Raw genomic sequence first — 18,177 nt, 5'->3', positions numbered from 1 at the left:
ATAATTAATTTACTTATGCAGGAGAAGAGGTAAGAAATATATGAAAAGGTTATGCATAATTCCATGCGGAAAGAAGAAAATTTGGGATAAGTATCCAGATTGCGGACCGATGGAGGCAAAAGATGTGTATATTAGCCCGTTCGGAAAAGCATGTCAAGCATATGCAACTATGTTTTTCGAGAATTGGGTTATATTATCAGCGAAGCATGGATTTTTAAGGCCAAATGATATTGTACTAGAAAACTATGATCTTGCGTTTGATTCAAAGAGCGATGAGATTATTAGTATGGAACAATTAAAACAACAGATGATAGAAAAAGATTTGTTTCAGTTTGATGAAATCGTTTTACTTGCAGGTAAGAAGCATAAGAAAGTAGTAACACAATTATATTTAGAAGAAATCATTACGTATCCGTTAGCAGGTTGTAAAGGGATTGGGTATATGTTGCAGAGGTTAAAAGGTGCAGTGAAGGAAGAGGAGGAAATATAAGGATAGTTTCGGTCACCAGGATCTTAAATTTTATTTAGGGAGCTAAAACGTAAAATAGAGTTTTTAAGCATCGCCAAAAAGGTGATGCTTTTTGTTCGTGTCACCATTCAAGTTAATGCAATTTAGAGAACGAAGAATCAGATTTGTGAAGTGACATCACTTTTTATCCCGCTATTTGCGGGCAGTAAGACCCCCATTTCAAAATTCAGCGGAAGCAAAGAAGTTCGGTGGGGGTTGGGCTGCCCGTAAAAGCCCGATTGGTGAGGGCTGATTAAAGTTTCACTTTATATCGAAAACGATTTGCCTTCACCTTTAGAAAATGTAGGATGTATGGGGACAGTTAAGATTGTAAGAGGGAATAGCAATAAGACAAGTTTTGAATATGATATTAAGAAAGGAGATGGTAATAAATAATGGCCAGATATAGTTTGCACGGAGGACACAATAGTATTGTTCAAGGGGCTAATTTTGGGAATCGGAAAGAACACGTTCTGGATAGGCAAGTTAAAGATGCTGTGGCGACTAAGTTAAGATCCCTGGGACACACGGTTTATGACGATACGGACGAGGTAGGGACAACTCAATCACAAAATTTAAATAATATCATTCGGAATAGCAATTCCCATGCTGTGGATTTAGTTATTTCTTTTCATCTTAATGCAAGTGATGGAAATGGACAGGGTGTTGAGGTTTTGTATTATGATCAGAAAGATTTGGCGGCTAAAATCTCAGCTCAACTAGCAAAAGATATTGGATGGCGTGATCGAGGTGCGAAACAACGTACAGATTTAGCAGTATTAAATGGAACGAAGGCACCAGCTATTCTTATTGAATTAGGATTTATTGATAATGAATCCGACATGGCAAAATGGAATGTTGATAAAATCGCTAATTCTATTGTATTTGCTCTTACAGGACAAACTGGAGGAGGTGCAGCGGATTTGCTCAAAGTAAAAACCGGTGGTGTGGCATTTAGCAATTTACAAGTTTTGGCTCAGGCGATGGTTGATGCGGGTATTGATGGACAAATTGTCGTTCAGAAAGATGGAATTGGTTATGTTATAACGAATGGCTATCCGTCCGGAAATATCGATAAATTTACAGCTTGGTTAGATGCACGTAAATGGTACTATGAGTATTTGAGATAAAACGAAAATTAGTTTTTAATTATATTAAGTAACTAATATTTATGTAACTGTAAATATGGATAATATATATGTAAAGTAGTACACAAAACCACCTGTCAGAAAGGTGGTTTTATTTATCCCGCTTTAACGGGTAGTAAGACCCCCACCTCAAAATTCGGATGAAACTAAGAAATTAGCTGGGAATTGCACTGCTTGTAGCCTCCTACTGATTATAGTTTAGAGCTTTGTAAATCTTTACTTATTAAACCCATAATAATATTTTATTTTCTTAATACATAAGCCGAATTTTAAATTATTACTAAATAATACAATACCTCTCATACTATTTATTAGATGATAATAGCAAAAAAGCAAGCTTTGAATATAATAACGAAAAAGGAGATGTTAAATAATGGGTTATATTGTAGATATTTCGAAATGGAATGGCGACATTAATTGGGATATTGCAGCACCACAATTAGATTTTGTAATTGCACGTGTGCAAGATGGTTCAAATTATATAGATCCTTCATATAAAAATTATGTACAAGCAATGAAAGCAAGAAATATTCCGTTTGGTAATTATGCGTTCTGTCGTTTCGTTTCAGTAGAGGATGCACGGATAGAGGCGAGAGACTTTTGGAACCGTGGTGATAAAAATGCAACAGTTTGGGTAGCTGACGTAGAAGTAAAAACAATGAACGATATGAGAGCGGGTGCACAAGCCTTTATTGATGAATTACGCAGATTAGGAGCTAAGAAGGTTGGTTTATATATTGCTCATCATATGTATGAACCATTTGGAATGGAAAATGTCAATTCTGATTTTGTATGGATTCCTCGTTATGGTGGTAACGAACCGGCGTATCCATGTGATATTTGGCAATACACAGAAACAGGGAATGTGGCTGGTATCGGCAAGTGTGATTTAAATAAGCTGATTGGAAATAAGCCTTTAGCTTGGTTTACAAATCAAATTGTTGAGCCGATAAAAAAACAAGAAGGGGTTGGAATTATAGTGAATAAATATAATAAAGTAGTTACTTATGAATTTGGTGTAAATTTAATTCCTGACATAATTCAAATGATGGATAAGCTTGGATATACTTCTAAAATAATATCTCGTGGAGATAACCGAGGGCTTGTGTATTTCGAAACAGATTATCGTCAAGGGAACGAACTGGACAAAGCAACTGCTTGGTTAGATACGAAAGGAATTAAATATTTTTATACAAAAGAGTAGTTTGCTAAATAAAAAGCCGTCATGTGACGGTTTTTTATTTTTATCCCGCTTTAATGGGCAGTAAGACCCCCACTGATTAAAGTTTCACTTTATGTAATCTTTTAACACTACTTATAATATGGAGAAAATAGACTAATAAACAAGCCTTTGTATACTTTCAAACATAGAATATGATGAATTCTATTAAGGGGGAAGCATATTCATGGGGAATACTTGTCATTGTGGGCATTCCCGAAATTGTAATACATTTTGGGATAATTTAATGTTTGGGAGATGTAGATGTAAACGCAATGATTTTCACGAATGTTGTTGCAAAGAGAAACCGAAGTGTGAGTGTGAAAAATGTCATTGTAAAACAAAGCCGAAATGCCATTATGGTAAGCATGAAGAGGAAAGGTATTAATAATAAAAAAGAGTACGATACGTACTCCTTTTTTGGGGGGAGATTATATTCCATCTTGAACAGATTTCTTTACAATTATCCATGTGTCTTTCTTTTTAACTGTTATAGCTACATTAGTTCCATTAGATTCCTTATAAAAGATATATCCATTGTTTGAGTTTACATATGTGACTGGTTCGCCTATGCAATCTTGCGAGCAGGATTTGTTGACTAGTTCAATTAGGGATAGTTCGCTTGGATCTGTTTTACTGGCTTCTATAACAGCATCAAGGCTTGTTTTTCGATAACCTTGCAAGTTTATATGAAAAAGCTGCTCTATTTCTCCTGTAATGCTAGTATTCATTACTTCTACTGAATTCTTTTTTTCTTGAAGAAATCCGTTTTCATAAAGTAATTTTGTATATCCAATCCATGCTATTAATACTAGCATGAAAAACATACCCGTCATTTTAAGCATTCGCAGTCGTTTACTTACAATAGTTTCTGAGTATTTCATTCAGTCTAATCCTCCAATGTTTTTAATTTAAAATATGCTTGGATACATACTTTTAGAAGAGGATGAAATTTGATGAGTTTTCAATAAAAAAGAAAACATCCAGAGTTAGATGCTTTCTTTTTTGTATTTTTTGCTATCTGTTAGTTACTTGTTTCATAAGTGGTCTTATTTCTTTAACTGGTGGTTTCTTATCATAGGCATCAACATAAGAAAAGTAGTAGTTTAAGTTTCTTAGAAGACCTTTTCCTATTTTTGCACTTAAGAAAGGAAATACTTGTCCGGTATAATCATCGAGAGATTTACAGTAATATTTTTCATCTAAATATATACTGTATTTACATGTTAGTTCCACTAAAGGATTTCCTTCATTATCAAATACTTCTTTAGAATCAATAATATCTATTAGTGCAAATTTTTCATTGAGGTAAACTTTCTTTTTTTTCTCGTGTTTATTTGTAAGTATAAAAACGAGGCCAATCGCGTTAATCAAACTATTTCCTCCTATAAAAAACGGATATTAATAAAATATATCGATATAAGCTAAATGTAAAGAGGTGAGGTGAAATGTCATGGGGAGAAAACTAAATAAGCCGATTTATGTTTGGAAATCGATTTATTTTTATCAAGTATTACTGAGTAGTAATACCTACTCTGATTAAAATTTCACTTTATTGAAATACTTGCGGGAATTGTTTTACGATTGCATTTGTTATCATGTCGGCCATTTCTAATGCTTCTTTTTCAATTTTATCGTATAGTTTTACACTTGCTTCAAAATCTTTATTTAGAAAGGCAAGAGCTTCTGCCTTTGTTAATGCTAAATGTTCATAAAACATTTTTCGGAATGCTTCTTTTTCTATATACGGGTTGATAGCGTTAAGAAAATCGACAATTTGATCAGCATTAGCATACCATTTCTTCTCTATAGCGGCAGCGGCATTTTGATCACCAGCTTTTGCGGCTTTAACAAGATCCGCTGCAATGACTAAGTGGTCTTTAATTAATGCACTATATTTTTTTACAGCATCCTCACCATAGAATGGTTCAAGTGATAGTCCCATATGTGTTGCATTTTGAAGAAGACGCCCCACTGTAACGTTAACGTCTGGTAAATGAAAGACAATACTTATAATAGCTAATCTCGTCCAAGCGACATGTTGTTCCCAAAAGGAACGCATATAACCTTTTAAAAAGTTCTCATTTTTACTAATTCTGTAATTACGTACAGATGTATCAAAGTGGACATAAGGGTTATGATAGGGGGAGTAATGCGATTGCCAATAAGAATACATAAACGGTAACACTCCTTTGAACATGTATAACTCAAAGTATGATGGGAATTTATAATTAGTTACGTGTCCTCGTTTATTTTCAGAAATTGATATGGAAAAAAATGAGGGATTTTATTGCGTTATATATAAATAAATTGAATATAAAGTAAAAGAGGCTCTGCAAGGGAAGTTGCAGAGCCTCAAAAGGGTATTGCCGAGATGTCGGACTCGACTACGTAATATTATCATAAAATTCACTTAAAAAAACCTGGTAAATGTGTCCAAATAAAAATGGCTCTTTAATAAAGTCAAAGGGACCTGCTTCCCGCGGCAGATCCCTTTAACTAGATAATGTAGATGAGCAAAAACTCATCTGGAGTACTTTTATAGTAACAATTGAAAATCGTTTTGTGTATTGAGAAAAAAAGAATTGAATAATTAAATATTGAGCATTTATAGTTTACTTTTGTAATTATCACCATTTGTTGTGAGTGGAGTATGGTTATAAAATGGAGAAAAGATTTACAATTACAACTAAAAGTGTACTGAAATATAAAATAATCAAAAAAGACCTGCTTACATAAGCAGGTCAACTTAAGGGGTTTATCCAACAGAATATTTCATATGATATCAACGGTATTGTATGAAGTCTATAAGGTTTATATTGAGAAATTTTTTGTGAATGGAGACATTTCGCCCACGTATTAACGTTTAAAAAGTTGAGAAAGAAAATGAAAAAGTTTTCTATAAGAAAATAAAGGCTGGTATTTATAATATGATTCATATTTCCATGTATCATGATTTGAGAATTGGAGTTGATTCGGTACTGTTTCCTGTTTGATGGAACTAATATTATGGTGCTTCATATAGTAACCTCCTGAATTCATATGTATAAGATTAGTAGTATTCAAGTAAGGTTAATAAAATGTATATTTATTTTGAAATTCGTTTTAGTCGTTAATGAGCCTCTAAAACGAAAAGAAGCATAAAATAATGAAAAAACAAGCTGTTAGTTATGTATTCATCACTTTCATGACGCATAAGTGATGATATAATAGTAGTAGATGAAAGATATAGAAAAGCAGGTGACTCTTTTTTGTTTACAAAAGCTCAAGAACTTTTAGCGTCTTATTTCGGTTATTCGTCATTCCGAAGAGGACAAGATGAAACAATTAAAAATGTATTAGATGGGAAAGATACTGTTTGTATTATGCCTACGGGCGGTGGTAAGTCAATTTGTTATCAAATTCCCGCATTAGTATTCGAAGGAACGACGTTAGTTATATCGCCATTAATATCACTTATGAAAGACCAAGTAGATACATTAGTACAAAACGGTATTTCAGCTACTTATATTAATAGTTCTATTTCTATTACAGAAGCAAATCAACGTATTCAATTAGCGAAACAAGGTCATTATAAGTTGCTTTATGTGGCGCCTGAGCGTCTTGATTCAATGGAGTTTGTTGACCAACTTATCGATATGAAAATCCCGATGATTGCAATTGATGAGGCGCACTGTATTTCGCAGTGGGGACATGATTTCCGTCCAAGTTATTTACATATACATCGCATATTAGATTATCTTCCAGAGAAGCCGCTCGTATTAGCATTAACTGCTACGGCAACACCACAAGTGCGTGATGATATTTGCAATACGCTTGGAATTAATCAAGAAAACACGATTATGACAACGTTTGAGCGTGAGAACTTATCATTTTCTGTTATTAAAGGACAAGACCGTCATGCATATTTAGCGGATTATATTCGTCAAAATCAAAAAGAATCTGGGATTATATATGCGGCTACTAGAAAAGTAGTTGATCAATTATATGAGGATTTAATGAAAGCGGGAGTTTCTGTTTCAAAATATCATGCTGGTATGAGTGATAACGATCGAAATGAGCAGCAAGAACTCTTTTTACGTGATGAAGTGAGTGTAATGGTAGCGACATCAGCATTTGGGATGGGGATTGATAAATCGAATATTCGTTACGTTATCCATTATCAACTGCCAAAAAACATGGAAAGTTATTACCAAGAAGCAGGACGTGCAGGACGTGACGGTTTAGATAGTGCATGTATATTGTTATATTCTTCTCAAGATGTGCAAGTACAGCGCTTTTTAATTGATCAATCGACAGGAGAATCTCGTTTTTCAAATGAACTTGAAAAACTGCAAAATATGACTGACTATTGTCATACAGAACAATGTTTACAATCATTTATTTTGCAATACTTTGGAGAAGAGCCGAAAGAAGATTGTGGCCGCTGTGGTAATTGTACGGACGACCGCGAAAGTATCGATGTGACGAGAGAATCGCAAATGGTTCTATCTTGTATGATTAGAACGAACCAACGATTTGGAAAACAAATGATTGCCCAAGTTTTAACGGGTTCGAAAAATAAGAAAGTGATTGAATTTAATTTTCATACTTTACCAACATACGGCTTACTATCAAATCGCAGCGTAAAAGAAGTCAGTGAATTTATTGAGTTTTTAATTTCAGATGAGTTAATCGCAGTTGAACACGGTACGTATCCGACATTAAAAGTAACGGAAAAAGGGAAAGAAGTGTTACTTGGTAAAGAGAATGTTTTACGTAAAGAACGAGTAGAGACAAGACAAATTGTTCAGGATCATCCTTTATTTGAAATACTTCGTGAAGTACGTAAAGAAATTGCGCAAGGAGAGGGTGTACCCCCATTCGTTATTTTCTCTGACCAAACGTTGAAAGATATGTGTGCAAAAATGCCGCAAAGTGACTCTGAACTTTTAACTGTAAAAGGGATTGGTGAACATAAACTTGTGAAGTATGGTTCTCATTTCTTACAAGCAATTCAGCACTTTATTGAGGAAAACCCAAACTATGCTGAAACAATTAAGACAGAAGTGGTGACCGAGCGGAAAAAGTCAGGGAAAGCGTCAGCAAATTCTCATTTAGAAACGTATGAAATGTATAAACAAGGCATTGATTTAAATGAAATTGCGAAAGAACGTAGCTTATCAAGACAAACAATTGAAAATCATTTAATACGTTGTTTTGAAGATGGAATGGAAGTAGACTGGAACAGTTTTGTTCCTGCAGAATATGAATCACTGATTGAAACTGCCGTTCAAAATGCAGAGGGTGGTCTGAAATCGATTAAGGAACAACTTCCAAATGAAGTGAGTTACTTTATGATTCGTGCTTATTTACAAATTAGAAAGTAGAGACATATAAAGGGGATAGGGATATATGTATCACGTTTTTGTGTATGGCACGTTAAGAAAAGAGCAAACGAATGCTCATTTTATGCAAGGTGCAAAATGCATCGCAGACAGGGCATGGACCTATGGTAAATTATTTGATACAAACGAAGGGTATCCAGCAATGATTTGTTCAAATAAAGATAAAGTATATGGAGAAGTTTATGAAGTGAATGATGATGTGCTGCAAAAATTAGATGAACTGGAAGAATACACAGGTAATGCAGAGAGTGATTTATATGACAGAATCACCGAAACGATTTATTTAGACGATAGAGAAATATGTGCATTTGTGTATATCGCTCAAGATAAAGAGATGTTAAGGAAAGTTATCATTTCTGGTGATTGGATAGAGTATCAACGAGAAAAAGAATAGCAGCCATAGAGCAGATAGTGGGAACATCCATTATCTGCTTTTTAAATTGACACTGTCAAAAATCTGGTTATTTTGATAAAGTGAAAATATAGAAAAATCAAAAGGAGGATTTTTCATGGGTATCAGAAATTTAGTTTCTCACCTGTAGTAGAAAAATATACAGGAGGAGAATAATAATGAACGAATTAGATGTGAGGGAATTTTACGAAAAACAATTCGAACTATCCAATTACGATATTAATACAGAAAGCTGGTTAGAACAGGTTGCGAAAGAAGTTCAAGAACAAATTGGACATCCATTTCAGTCGATGTTAGAACTAGGAGCAGGAAATGGAGGGTTTGCAAGATCGATGTCTAAGTTACGTGTAAAGATGACTACTGTTGAGCTTGTACCAGAGTTAGTTATGTTTGCAAAAGAGCATTCTACTAATGATATTGCTATTCATTGCGCTGATTTTTATAAAATCAAATTTGAAGAAAAGTTTGATGTTGTTAGTTATTTAGATGGATTTGGTGTAGGATCAGATGATGAACAATTGATTCTATTAAAACGAATTAAAAATTGGATGAAGGATGATGGATGTGCACTTATTGATATTTATCAACCGTTGTATTGGAAAAAGGTAAGTGGACAAGAAATGTCCTTAAGTTCAGCTATGCGAAAATATGAATATGATAGCATAAATGAAAGAATGCTAGATCATTGGTGGCATCCTAATAATCCAAATGATATAGTTACACAGTCTTTACGTTGTTATACGGTAGATGAGATTAGCAATCTATGTGCTGAAGCTGGTTTAAGTATTGTAGGAATCTTTCCAGGAGGAGCATATCATTTTGAAAAACGGAAATATAAAGAATTAGCAACTTTAAATGAATGTTTGGCGTATCGAATTAAATTAAAGAAGAGTAGGGATTAATCTCTACTCTTCTTTAATTTAGAAAATTCTTACTAAAACTATTGACTTTATAAATGGATTTTTAATACAATTGTATTTCGACTGGAAAATTAGAACGGACAGGAGGGAATCATCAAATGAACAACATTTTTGAAGAAGAGTTACAAAGGATGAAAGATACATTACGTACGATGGATGATCAATTAGAACAGCTCGAAAACATTCCGGTTTATTATGGAGATGATTTTAAAGAACAAATTCTAGAAAGTATGAGAGAATCTAATAGGCAAAATTTACGTATCGGTGTACAAGAACCGTACTTTGGAAGATTAGATTTTCAAGAGGACGGCAAGGAAGATGTTATGCCGATCTACATCGGTAAAGTAGGTGTTTCACATAAAGACACTATGAAACCAATTGTAATAGATTGGCGGGCACCTGTTGCAAGTATGTTTTATTCATTTACCGGCGGTGATGAATTAGCGTTTTATCAATCACCAGACGGATTAGTAGAAGGTGATGTGTATTTAAAGCGAAACATCTCTATTCGAAAAAGAGAACTAGAACGTGTTGTTGATACATATGTAAAAGGAAATGAAGATGTCTCACATGCCGATGATTTTCTTCTATATAGATTAGGTGAGAATAAAGATAATAAACTAAAGGATATTGTTTCGACAATACAATCGGAGCAAAATGATATTATTCGTGCGGAAAGAAACTTACCACTACTTATTCAAGGGGTTGCAGGGAGCGGAAAAACAACAATCGCTTTACATCGCCTTGCTTTTTTAATTTATGAATATCGTGAGCAGCTAGAAGCTGAGAGAATGATTGTATTCGCTCCCAATAGTCTGTTTTTAGACTATATTTCGAGTGTGCTTCCTGAATTAGGTGTAGGGAATATTAGTCAAACAACATTTCCAGATTGGGCATTACGTACGTTAGATGATTCGGTGCAACTGAAGCAAACAGAAGAAAAGTTGAAAGAAGCATTTTCTATTAATCGTGATGAAGAAAAAATTATGCTCGGTAAATTGAAAGGTACACTGGAATTTAAGTCCTTTATTGAAGAGAGAATGGTTCAATTTGAAAAAGAATTAGTACCAACAAGTGATTTTGAGGCATGGGACAAAGCTATTATTCCAGTAGAAGACATAAAAAAATGGATGCAAGTGGAATATAAACATTATCCATTAAAGAAAAGAAGAGAAAGATTAGTCGGCCGAATGAAACGCTGGATTGAAATTGAGCTAAAAAAATATGGAGAAACAAACGAGAAGAAATTACTAAAAAAAGAAGCGACTAAGAGATTGAACACTTATATGAAGTTTTGGCCGAAAATGAGCTCACTTTCAATTTATAGTTCAATATTGAAAAGTAAAGAAATACTCGAAGTATTACCTGAAGAACTTGTGAAAGAAACTGAAAAGAGTTGTCGTAAAAAAGAAGTGTATGTAGAAGATTTACCAGCTTTAATATACATACATCACCGCATAACAGGTATTGAAATCGGACAGAAATTCCATCACGTTGTTATTGATGAAGCGCAAGATTTCTCGCCATTCCAAGTTTATGTATTAAAAGAAATTACACTCGGTAATTCTTTTACTATATTAGGTGATTTATCTCAAGCAATTTACGATTATCAAGGGATTGAAGATTGGGGTGCTTTTAAGGAAGTATTCCAAGAAACAGGTTATTATGAACTGACGAGAAGTTATCGCTCTACAAAAGAAATTATTGAATTTGCGAACGAAATAATTAAAAATGCAGAGATTCCAGTAGGGCTTGCGACACCAGTTTTTCGTAGTGGTGAAGATGTTAAAGTAATCCAAGCAGAACATCAATTTAATGAGATTATGAAGACGATAAAATATTTACAAAATGAAGATGTGAAAACAATTGCGGTAATAGGAAGAACAGACGATGAATGCCGTGATATATATGAAAAGTTAACAAAGGCAGGATTGGCTGTAAACGTCATTGAAGCAGATCAAAGTAAATATGAAGGTGGTATTTCAGTAGTACCTGTATACTTGGCGAAAGGGTTAGAATTTGACGCTGTTCTACTAATTGATGTTGATGAAGAACATTACAAAAATACAAAACACGATGCGAAGTTATTGTATGTCGGATGTACAAGGTCGCTTCATGATTTATGGATTTTCCATAGTGGAGAAGTATCGCCTTTAATTAACGGATTAAAATAAAAATGAAAACGCAAGAGGCTTTTCTAGTAACAAAAAGAAGAACCTCTTGTTTTTCTATATAAAGGTATGGGGAGAGAATAACTATGATTACAAAGGTATTAACGAAAAGAAATTGGGAAATTGCAAAGATAAATGGAGAAATTAATGAAGCCTCATTAAAAGAAGAGGGATTTATTCATTGTTCATTTTTAGAACAAGCTTTAAAAGTCGCTGAAAAACATTTTAGTCATGAAGAAGATGTTTTATTACTTACAATTGATCCAATTCTGTTAAAAGCAGACATAAAATATGAACTTGCTTCTAACGGTCAAGAATATCCGCATGTATATGGAGTAATCAATATTGAGTCGATTGTAGAAGTTATCCCATTTACTAAAGAAAAAGAAGAGTTTATATTACGAGAGGTACAACGGTAAGGTGGGGATAGATATTTAAATTAGCTAAAAAAGCGCAAATTCAATGTTTGTGCTCTTTATTATCTATTTTTTGTGAAAATTCATTGTTTTTATCACGATAATACTGTACGATACATAGTATAAAACACATACTGTATGACATATAGTAATGAAAATGAGGTGAGTGAATGGATGCTTTATTAAATTCGTTAATTACTGAACTAAGAAGAGGTACATTAACATTAGCGGTTTTAAGCCAGCTAAGAACACCGCAATATGGGTATTCACTTGTCCAATTATTGGAACAATCAGGGATTACAATCGATCAAAGTACTTTATATCCACTACTTCGCCGATTAGAAAAGCAGGAGCTAGTGACGAGTAGTTGGGATAAAACGGAGAGTAGACCGCGTAAGTATTATGTTTTAAGTGAATATGGATTAGAGATGTTTCTGCAGCTGAAGAAAGAATGGATAAAGGATTCGAAAGAGCTTTATAACCTATTAAAGGAGGAGGACAAAAATGAGTTTGATTGATATTTATGTAGAAGAAGTAGCGAAGAGATTACCTGAAAAAAATCGTGACGATATTATTCTTGAATTACGGTCAACAATCGAGGATATGTTACCTGATGATTATAATGAAGATGATGAAAAAAAAGTTCTTGAAAAATTGGGGAGTCCAGTTTCATTGGCAAATGGGTACTTAGATAGGCCGATGCATTTAATTGGACCACGTTATTTTGATGTATATACGACGTTATTAAAAATGATCATACCGATTGCAGCTGTTATCGCACTCATTGCAATGGTTGCAGAAAATTTTGTAGCATATAATGGTGAGCAAGCGGTATTAAATATTATTTTAAATATGATAGGTAAAGGAATTGGGGAAATTATCGAAGTAGGCCTCCATGTATTTTTCTGGTTGACACTTGTATTTGCAATTTTAGAAAGAACAGATAAAGACAAAGGTACTCAACCGTTGACGACAAGTTTAAAAAAGTGGACACCTGATGATTTGAAAAATACTTCGTATGTTCCAAAGAAAAAGTCGATCTCAAAGCTCGAAGTTTTTGGCGGGTTAATGTGGACGGCAATATGGGCAACACTTTATTTTTATGCGAACCATCTTGTAGGTGTATATCATGGTACAGAAAGCGGATTGAAGTTTGTCGCGCCAACTTTTAACCAAGATGTGTTACTTCAGTATTGGCCAATCGTTGTAATTATGATTGTCTTTGAAATAGGTATATCTCTTTATAAGTTAGTACAAGGACAATGGACGAAAAAGTTGGCAATCGTGAATGCTATTCTTCAAATATTTGGAACAATAGTATTCATTGTAATTGTAGTAAATCCGCATTTATTTAATGAAGGATTTATTACGTATGTGGCAAATGTGTTTACTACTTCTCCAGAGGAAGTTAAAAAGTGGTTAATTGGAGGAGGTATTATCATTTACATTTTGTCTGCTGCGTTAAATATATTTGATGGTTTCCGAAAAGCTCGTATTCGTATATAGGAATGAAATTAGAGGAAAGGAAGAATGGGATGATAAGGGAAGCAAGGAAACAAGATGTAACATACATGTTAGAAATTTATAATGATGCTATATTGTATACAACGGCCGTATATACGTATAAACCTGTAACCCTTGAAAATAAAATAGACTGGTATGAACAAAAAAAGGCTGACGGTTATCCAATTTTAGTATATGAACTAAATAATAAAGTAGTAGGATTTGCGACATTTGGACCGTTTAGAACTTGGCCTGCTTATAAATATTCAATTGAGCATTCTGTGTACGTTCATAAGGAATATAGAAAGAATGGAATAGGAACTTCTTTAATGAAAGCATTGATTGCAATGGCAAAAGAAAGGGAATATATGATTTTAATTGCTGGAATTGATGCGGAAAATGAGAAAAGTATTGCTTTACATGAAAACTATGGATTTGTTCATGCTGGTACAATCAAAAAGGCTGTTTATAAGTTTAATAGATGGCTTGATTTAGCTTTTTATCAATTGGAGCTTAGCGGTCCTAAAAATCCTTTAGAAGAATAGAAGTTTAGTATCTTAGGTAGCATGGAGTAATGCATGCTACCTTTTTCTTATTGTAACCATAAGAATGGTTTTCTAAAAAAGGTATTTTATATTATATATTGAATTATTAAAAAGTAATATAACGTTCGGAAAAGAGGCTGTGAAATGGAAAATGTCATTCGAAAAATGAAAGAGATACAATCTGATTATGTTGGGATAGCCATTTATTCTACAAAAAGTAATCGTATAGTTGCTTCATATAATAGTGAATTAAATATTCCGTTAGCATCGGCAGCAAAAGTAGTAATCGGATTTGTAGTAGCGCAAATGGTGAAGGAAAAGAAACGTAATTGGAATGATATACTTCATCATGTTAAATTTAATCCAAATGAAGATAGTGCGCAGTTGTATCCACATTTACAAGGAAGAAGGACTTTAACACTTAGTAAAGCAGTAGAAGTGATGATAGCATGTCATGATAGTTACGTTGCACAGTCAGTTGTAATGTACTGTGGTGGTGGTTGGGATGCTATGAAAATGTATGCCCAAACGTATTTTTCAAAAATTCATATACAAGAGGACGCTAGAGATGAGAAAAATGTTGGAGAATTAAATGAAGTTCTTTCACTTTTATTACATATTTTTCAGGGTTATAAATCAGAAGCGGAATTATGGGAACCAGTTATTGGCGGCATGGTAAGGCAGCAGGGTGAATATGAAGGAATACATTCATATCACTTAGCTCATATGACAGGTGGACTATCTTCAGCTACTATGAATATTGGTATAATAGGAATATTTAACGAATTCCCGTTTCTTTATGTTATTGGGGGAAAAGATTTACCTGATCGACGTGAAAATAAAGAGGTAGATGAAGCTTTTGCAGTAGCTTTGAGGCACATATACAGAGAATATAGTGAAAGTATGCTAGGAGTGAGCGATTGAAAAGAAATTTAAAGACATCAACAATCATTATTTTAATTGTAACGATTATTGCTCTTGAAGTGGGTATCGCACTATACGATCACAATTTGTCATTAGATACTATTTATTTTGCCGCAATCATCATTTGTATTGTATTACTTTTTGGTACACGTGTTTCTAAAGAGAAAGAAAATACATCGAAACAGGGACGAAGAAAAACAGCTATTATATTTTGGCCATCTATTATATTGTCTATCGCTTGTTTTGCAGTTATAAGTTATATAAGAATAGGCTATGTCTCTGTGCCAGGGATAATTGGTTTTTCCTGCTTTGTTACCTATGGTGGATTCGTATTTATTAGTATTTTAAAAAGGAAAAGTAAAAATGAGAGGTAGCTTACAAAGTTGAAAGGAAGAGATATATGAAACGCATAGAGAATGGTACTCGCATTGAAGGAGAATATATAAAGAATAAAGTCATTCAATATAACATGTCTATTTTAGCAGATGAAGTAAAACAGCCAATGGAACAAGTAAGCTTTGTAGTGAAAAATGAAGATGGGAAAATCTTTGGCGGCGTAACAGGAACAATGTATTTTTATCATCTACATATAGATTTTTTGTGGGTTGATGAATCAGTTCGTCATGATGGTTATGGTAGTCAACTGTTACATAAAATTGAAGACATTGCGAAGGAAAAAGGTTGTAGATTAATATTATTAGATTCATTTAGTTTTCAAGCACCAGAATTGTATAAAAAGCACGGCTACCGAGAATATGGTGTTGTTGAAGATCATCCTAAAGGACATAGTCAACATTTTTTAGAGAAGAGGTTATAGTATTCGTGTTTTACAAAAAAGTGGATTTTTAGAAGCATCGCTAACCAGGTGATGTACCAGGTATCGGTAAATGTATTGATAGGAAGTAAACCACTTTCTTGGTTTACTGAATCAGTACCAAAACAAGAAAACATACAAGCACAAGTTTCTAAGCAAAATATCATCCAATCTGGAGCTTTTTCACCTTATGAAACTCTAGACGTTATGGGGAGCGTTAACTTCTTTGAAAATGACAGCTACCTTCATTTTACAATCGGATGGATTAACGTATTTTGTTTCTGAACCAACTAGTGATACGCAATTAAAGGCTCTGAAAGATTGGCTTGATCGAAAAGGTTGGTGGTATAAAGTTGAATAATAATAAATAAATAGCTACTATTTGTGTAAAAAAAGAGCCTTCCAGTTTTGGAGGACTCTTTTTTTACTATTCAAATAGCTTATTCATTAAATCTTGTATTTCACGTCTTCTTTTATCTGTTTCGCCCTTATCAATTGTATACGTATCATCCTCTATTATGAGAACATCACCCTCTTTTGCAGTGGAAGGGAGTTTGGATTTAGGTACATCAATTGTTACGTTATTCACTTCAATAACTGCTAGTTCACCTTCAAAACGGTCAATAATACCTCTTTTCATAATTATCTCTCCGTTCTTACAGAAATGTTAGAACCATCACTATTAATAATTACAGTTCCATTTAAATCAGTTCTATATACATTAACAGACATTGCATTTAACTTTGCTAAAGTTTCTTGTGTAGGATGACCATAACGGTTACCTGCACCGGCACTGATCACAGCGATACTTGGTTTCACTGCATCTAAAAATGACTGGGAAGAAGATGTCTTACTTCCATGGTGACCAGGTTTTAATACATCAGATTTTAAGCTAGAACCATGTGTTGCAACCATATCTTTCTCACTTTTAGATTCAGCATCACCAGTAAATAAGAAAGATTTGCTTCCATGTGTTACTTTTAATACAGCACTCCACTCATTTAGATCGTTACCGTATTCTTTAACGGGAGCTAAAAATTGTGTGTTTAAACCATTGATTGGTAAAGTTACTCCAGATTTTGCTTCTTTAATTGTTAATCCTTTGTTAGCTACTGCAGTTAGGAAGTCTTTAAACGTTTGAGTTGTATGACTTACTTTAGGTGCATATACGTTTTTTACATTCATAGCATAAAGTACTTCATCTAATCCACCTACATGATCAGCATCAGGATGAGTAGCGATCATATAATCAATAGATTGGTATCCTAATCCTTTTAAATAATTTGCTACTACTTTACCTTTTCCGTTGTTACCAGCGTCAATCAGGATCGTTTCTCCACTAGGAGATTTAATAAAAGTAGCATCACCTTGTCCAACATCAATATAATGAACCTCTAAGTTACCTTTAGGCTTAGGAAGAGCTGGACGGAAATTTGGCTCTAATACACGAGCCAAGAATGCAGCAAATTGCTCACGAGTTACTTTTATATCTGGACCAAATGTACCATCTGGTAATCCAGCAGTGATATTATTTTGCGCTAAAATTTTGACATAATTGTAACCCCAGTGATTAGAGGGAACATCAGGGAAATTGACATCGGCACCTGTAGGTTTCAAATCAAAAGTTTTAACAAGAACTACTGCCATTTCTGCACGAGATAATGAACGATCAGGGAAGTAGTTTTTTTCACGTTGTACAATGTTATTGTGTGCTAACTTATGTACAGAATCGTAATAATAGATACCTTTAGTTACATCAGAAAAAATATGATTATACTTAGATGGCTTTTCTAATTTTAATGATAAATCTAGCATTAAGGCCATTTGTCCACGAGTTACATGATCACTCGGTTTAAAAGTTCCTTCTGGCGTACCATTAATGATGCCGTTATCCGATAAATAGTTAATTTCTTTAATTGCCCAATGATTAGATTGGACATCAGGGAAAGATTTAGCACATGTAAGATTTGGAATGAACAACGTTAAAATCATGACAAATGCTGATAGTAATAAACTAAACTTTTTCAAAAAATCGCCTCACTTAATGTATTTTTCACCTTATTAACTTTACCATTTCTTACAAGTAATTCAAAGTTTAATAGGTAAATATTTTATTAGTTGTTGTGTATTTCCATAAATTCATTAATTTGAAATAATCTAACTTAATAGAAGGAATAGGAAAGGTAGTAGAGAATTGTTTGAATTGTAAT

The 18,177-nt window shown here is 33.6% G+C and carries 19 protein-coding genes and 1 pseudogene; 15 read left to right on the top strand and 5 right to left on the bottom strand.

All coding sequences use genetic code 11. The features are described 5' to 3' along the window. Nucleotides 1–40: 40 nt before the first annotated feature. From ACZ76X_RS01620 to ACZ76X_RS01610, 3 genes are all read left to right on the top strand, one after another. Nucleotides 41–490, top strand: coding sequence for a DUF6884 domain-containing protein (locus ACZ76X_RS01620; protein WP_479849284.1), 450 nt, complete (start codon nt 41–43; stop codon nt 488–490). A gap of 413 nt (nt 491–903) precedes the next feature. Next, the gene (locus tag ACZ76X_RS01615; RefSeq protein ID WP_479849283.1) at nt 904–1,638 is read left to right on the top strand and encodes an N-acetylmuramoyl-L-alanine amidase; all 735 of its coding nucleotides are present in this window, start codon (nt 904–906) and stop codon (nt 1,636–1,638) included. 391 nt (nt 1,639–2,029) lie between these two features. Beyond that, nucleotides 2,030–2,860, top strand: coding sequence for a GH25 family lysozyme (locus ACZ76X_RS01610; protein WP_479849282.1), 831 nt, complete (start codon nt 2,030–2,032; stop codon nt 2,858–2,860). 446 nt (nt 2,861–3,306) lie between these two features. Here the strand turns inward: ACZ76X_RS01610 and ACZ76X_RS01605 are convergent, their stop codons facing one another. The 3 genes from ACZ76X_RS01605 to ACZ76X_RS01595 all read right to left on the bottom strand — a co-directional run bounded on the left by ACZ76X_RS01605 (nt 3,307) and on the right by ACZ76X_RS01595 (nt 5,051). Further along, the gene (locus ACZ76X_RS01605) at nt 3,307–3,759 is read right to left on the bottom strand and encodes a hypothetical protein (protein WP_479849281.1); all 453 of its coding nucleotides are present in this window, start codon (nt 3,757–3,759) and stop codon (nt 3,307–3,309) included. A 133-nt stretch (nt 3,760–3,892) separates the two neighbouring features. Continuing rightward, nucleotides 3,893–4,249: a hypothetical protein gene (locus ACZ76X_RS01600; RefSeq protein WP_000606234.1), complete on the bottom strand. Its 357-nt coding sequence runs from the start codon at nt 4,247–4,249 to the stop codon at nt 3,893–3,895. 178 nt (nt 4,250–4,427) lie between these two features. Then, on the bottom strand, nt 4,428–5,051 hold the full coding sequence (locus ACZ76X_RS01595; protein WP_479849280.1) for an acetylglutamate kinase: 624 nt from the start codon (nt 5,049–5,051) through the stop codon (nt 4,428–4,430). Between the two features lie 1,075 nt (nt 5,052–6,126). Here ACZ76X_RS01595 and recQ point away from each other — a divergent pair. The 12 genes and pseudogenes from recQ to ACZ76X_RS01535 form a co-directional block, all read left to right on the top strand. Beyond that, nucleotides 6,127–8,244: a DNA helicase RecQ gene (gene recQ, locus ACZ76X_RS01590; RefSeq protein WP_479849279.1), complete on the top strand. Its 2,118-nt coding sequence runs from the start codon at nt 6,127–6,129 to the stop codon at nt 8,242–8,244. A gap of 25 nt (nt 8,245–8,269) precedes the next feature. Beyond that, nucleotides 8,270–8,656: a gamma-glutamylcyclotransferase family protein gene (locus ACZ76X_RS01585; protein ID WP_479849278.1), complete on the top strand. Its 387-nt coding sequence runs from the start codon at nt 8,270–8,272 to the stop codon at nt 8,654–8,656. Nucleotides 8,657–8,832: 176 nt separating this feature from the next. Next, nucleotides 8,833–9,576, top strand: coding sequence for a class I SAM-dependent methyltransferase (locus tag ACZ76X_RS01580; RefSeq protein WP_479849277.1), 744 nt, complete (start codon nt 8,833–8,835; stop codon nt 9,574–9,576). Nucleotides 9,577–9,692: 116 nt separating this feature from the next. Further along, the gene (locus ACZ76X_RS01575) at nt 9,693–11,768 is read left to right on the top strand and encodes a HelD family protein (protein ID WP_479849276.1); all 2,076 of its coding nucleotides are present in this window, start codon (nt 9,693–9,695) and stop codon (nt 11,766–11,768) included. An 83-nt stretch (nt 11,769–11,851) separates the two neighbouring features. Then, nucleotides 11,852–12,184, top strand: coding sequence for a DUF952 domain-containing protein (locus ACZ76X_RS01570; protein WP_479849275.1), 333 nt, complete (start codon nt 11,852–11,854; stop codon nt 12,182–12,184). Between the two features lie 167 nt (nt 12,185–12,351). Continuing rightward, a complete protein-coding gene (locus tag ACZ76X_RS01565) occupies nt 12,352–12,699 on the top strand; it encodes a PadR family transcriptional regulator (RefSeq protein WP_479849274.1) in 348 nt (115 codons plus the stop codon). Next, nucleotides 12,686–13,687 carry an HAAS signaling domain-containing protein gene (locus ACZ76X_RS01560; protein ID WP_479849273.1) on the top strand — a complete coding sequence of 334 codons (1,002 nt, stop codon included), beginning with the start codon at nt 12,686–12,688 and terminating at the stop codon, nt 13,685–13,687. Before ACZ76X_RS01565 ends, ACZ76X_RS01560 begins: the two co-directional genes overlap by 14 nt. A 29-nt stretch (nt 13,688–13,716) precedes the next feature. Continuing rightward, complete coding sequence (locus ACZ76X_RS01555; protein WP_479849272.1) at nt 13,717–14,229, top strand: N-acetyltransferase family protein; 513 nt, start codon at nt 13,717–13,719, stop codon at nt 14,227–14,229. 144 nt (nt 14,230–14,373) lie between these two features. Further along, a complete protein-coding gene (locus ACZ76X_RS01550; protein ID WP_479849271.1) occupies nt 14,374–15,153 on the top strand; it encodes a serine hydrolase in 780 nt (259 codons plus the stop codon). Then, entirely contained in the window at nt 15,150–15,527 is a 378-nt protein-coding gene (locus tag ACZ76X_RS01545) for a hypothetical protein (protein ID WP_479849270.1), read from the top strand. The genes ACZ76X_RS01550 and ACZ76X_RS01545 overlap by 4 nt, the downstream gene beginning before the upstream one ends. A gap of 26 nt (nt 15,528–15,553) precedes the next feature. Further along, on the top strand, nt 15,554–15,970 hold the full coding sequence (locus ACZ76X_RS01540) for a GNAT family N-acetyltransferase (RefSeq protein ID WP_479849269.1): 417 nt from the start codon (nt 15,554–15,556) through the stop codon (nt 15,968–15,970). Between the two features lie 147 nt (nt 15,971–16,117). Next, nucleotides 16,118–16,328: pseudogene (locus tag ACZ76X_RS01535) on the top strand (N-acetylmuramoyl-L-alanine amidase C-terminal domain-containing protein); the annotation flags it as partial. 66 nt (nt 16,329–16,394) lie between these two features. Here ACZ76X_RS01535 and ACZ76X_RS01530 read toward each other — a convergent pair. Together ACZ76X_RS01530 and ACZ76X_RS01525 are read right to left on the bottom strand one after the other, a co-directional pair. Next, nucleotides 16,395–16,607 carry a DUF3006 domain-containing protein gene (locus ACZ76X_RS01530; protein ID WP_098670644.1) on the bottom strand — a complete coding sequence of 71 codons (213 nt, stop codon included), beginning with the start codon at nt 16,605–16,607 and terminating at the stop codon, nt 16,395–16,397. Between the two features lie 2 nt (nt 16,608–16,609). Next, entirely contained in the window at nt 16,610–17,995 is a 1,386-nt protein-coding gene (locus tag ACZ76X_RS01525; protein ID WP_479849268.1) for an S-layer homology domain-containing protein, read from the bottom strand. Nucleotides 17,996–18,177 lie beyond the last annotated feature (182 nt).

It is taken from the genome of Bacillus sp. BC05(2025) (assembly GCF_056725905.1).
Note: the sequence above shows the minus strand (reverse complement) of the source record. Positions and strands in the feature narration are given on the sequence as shown.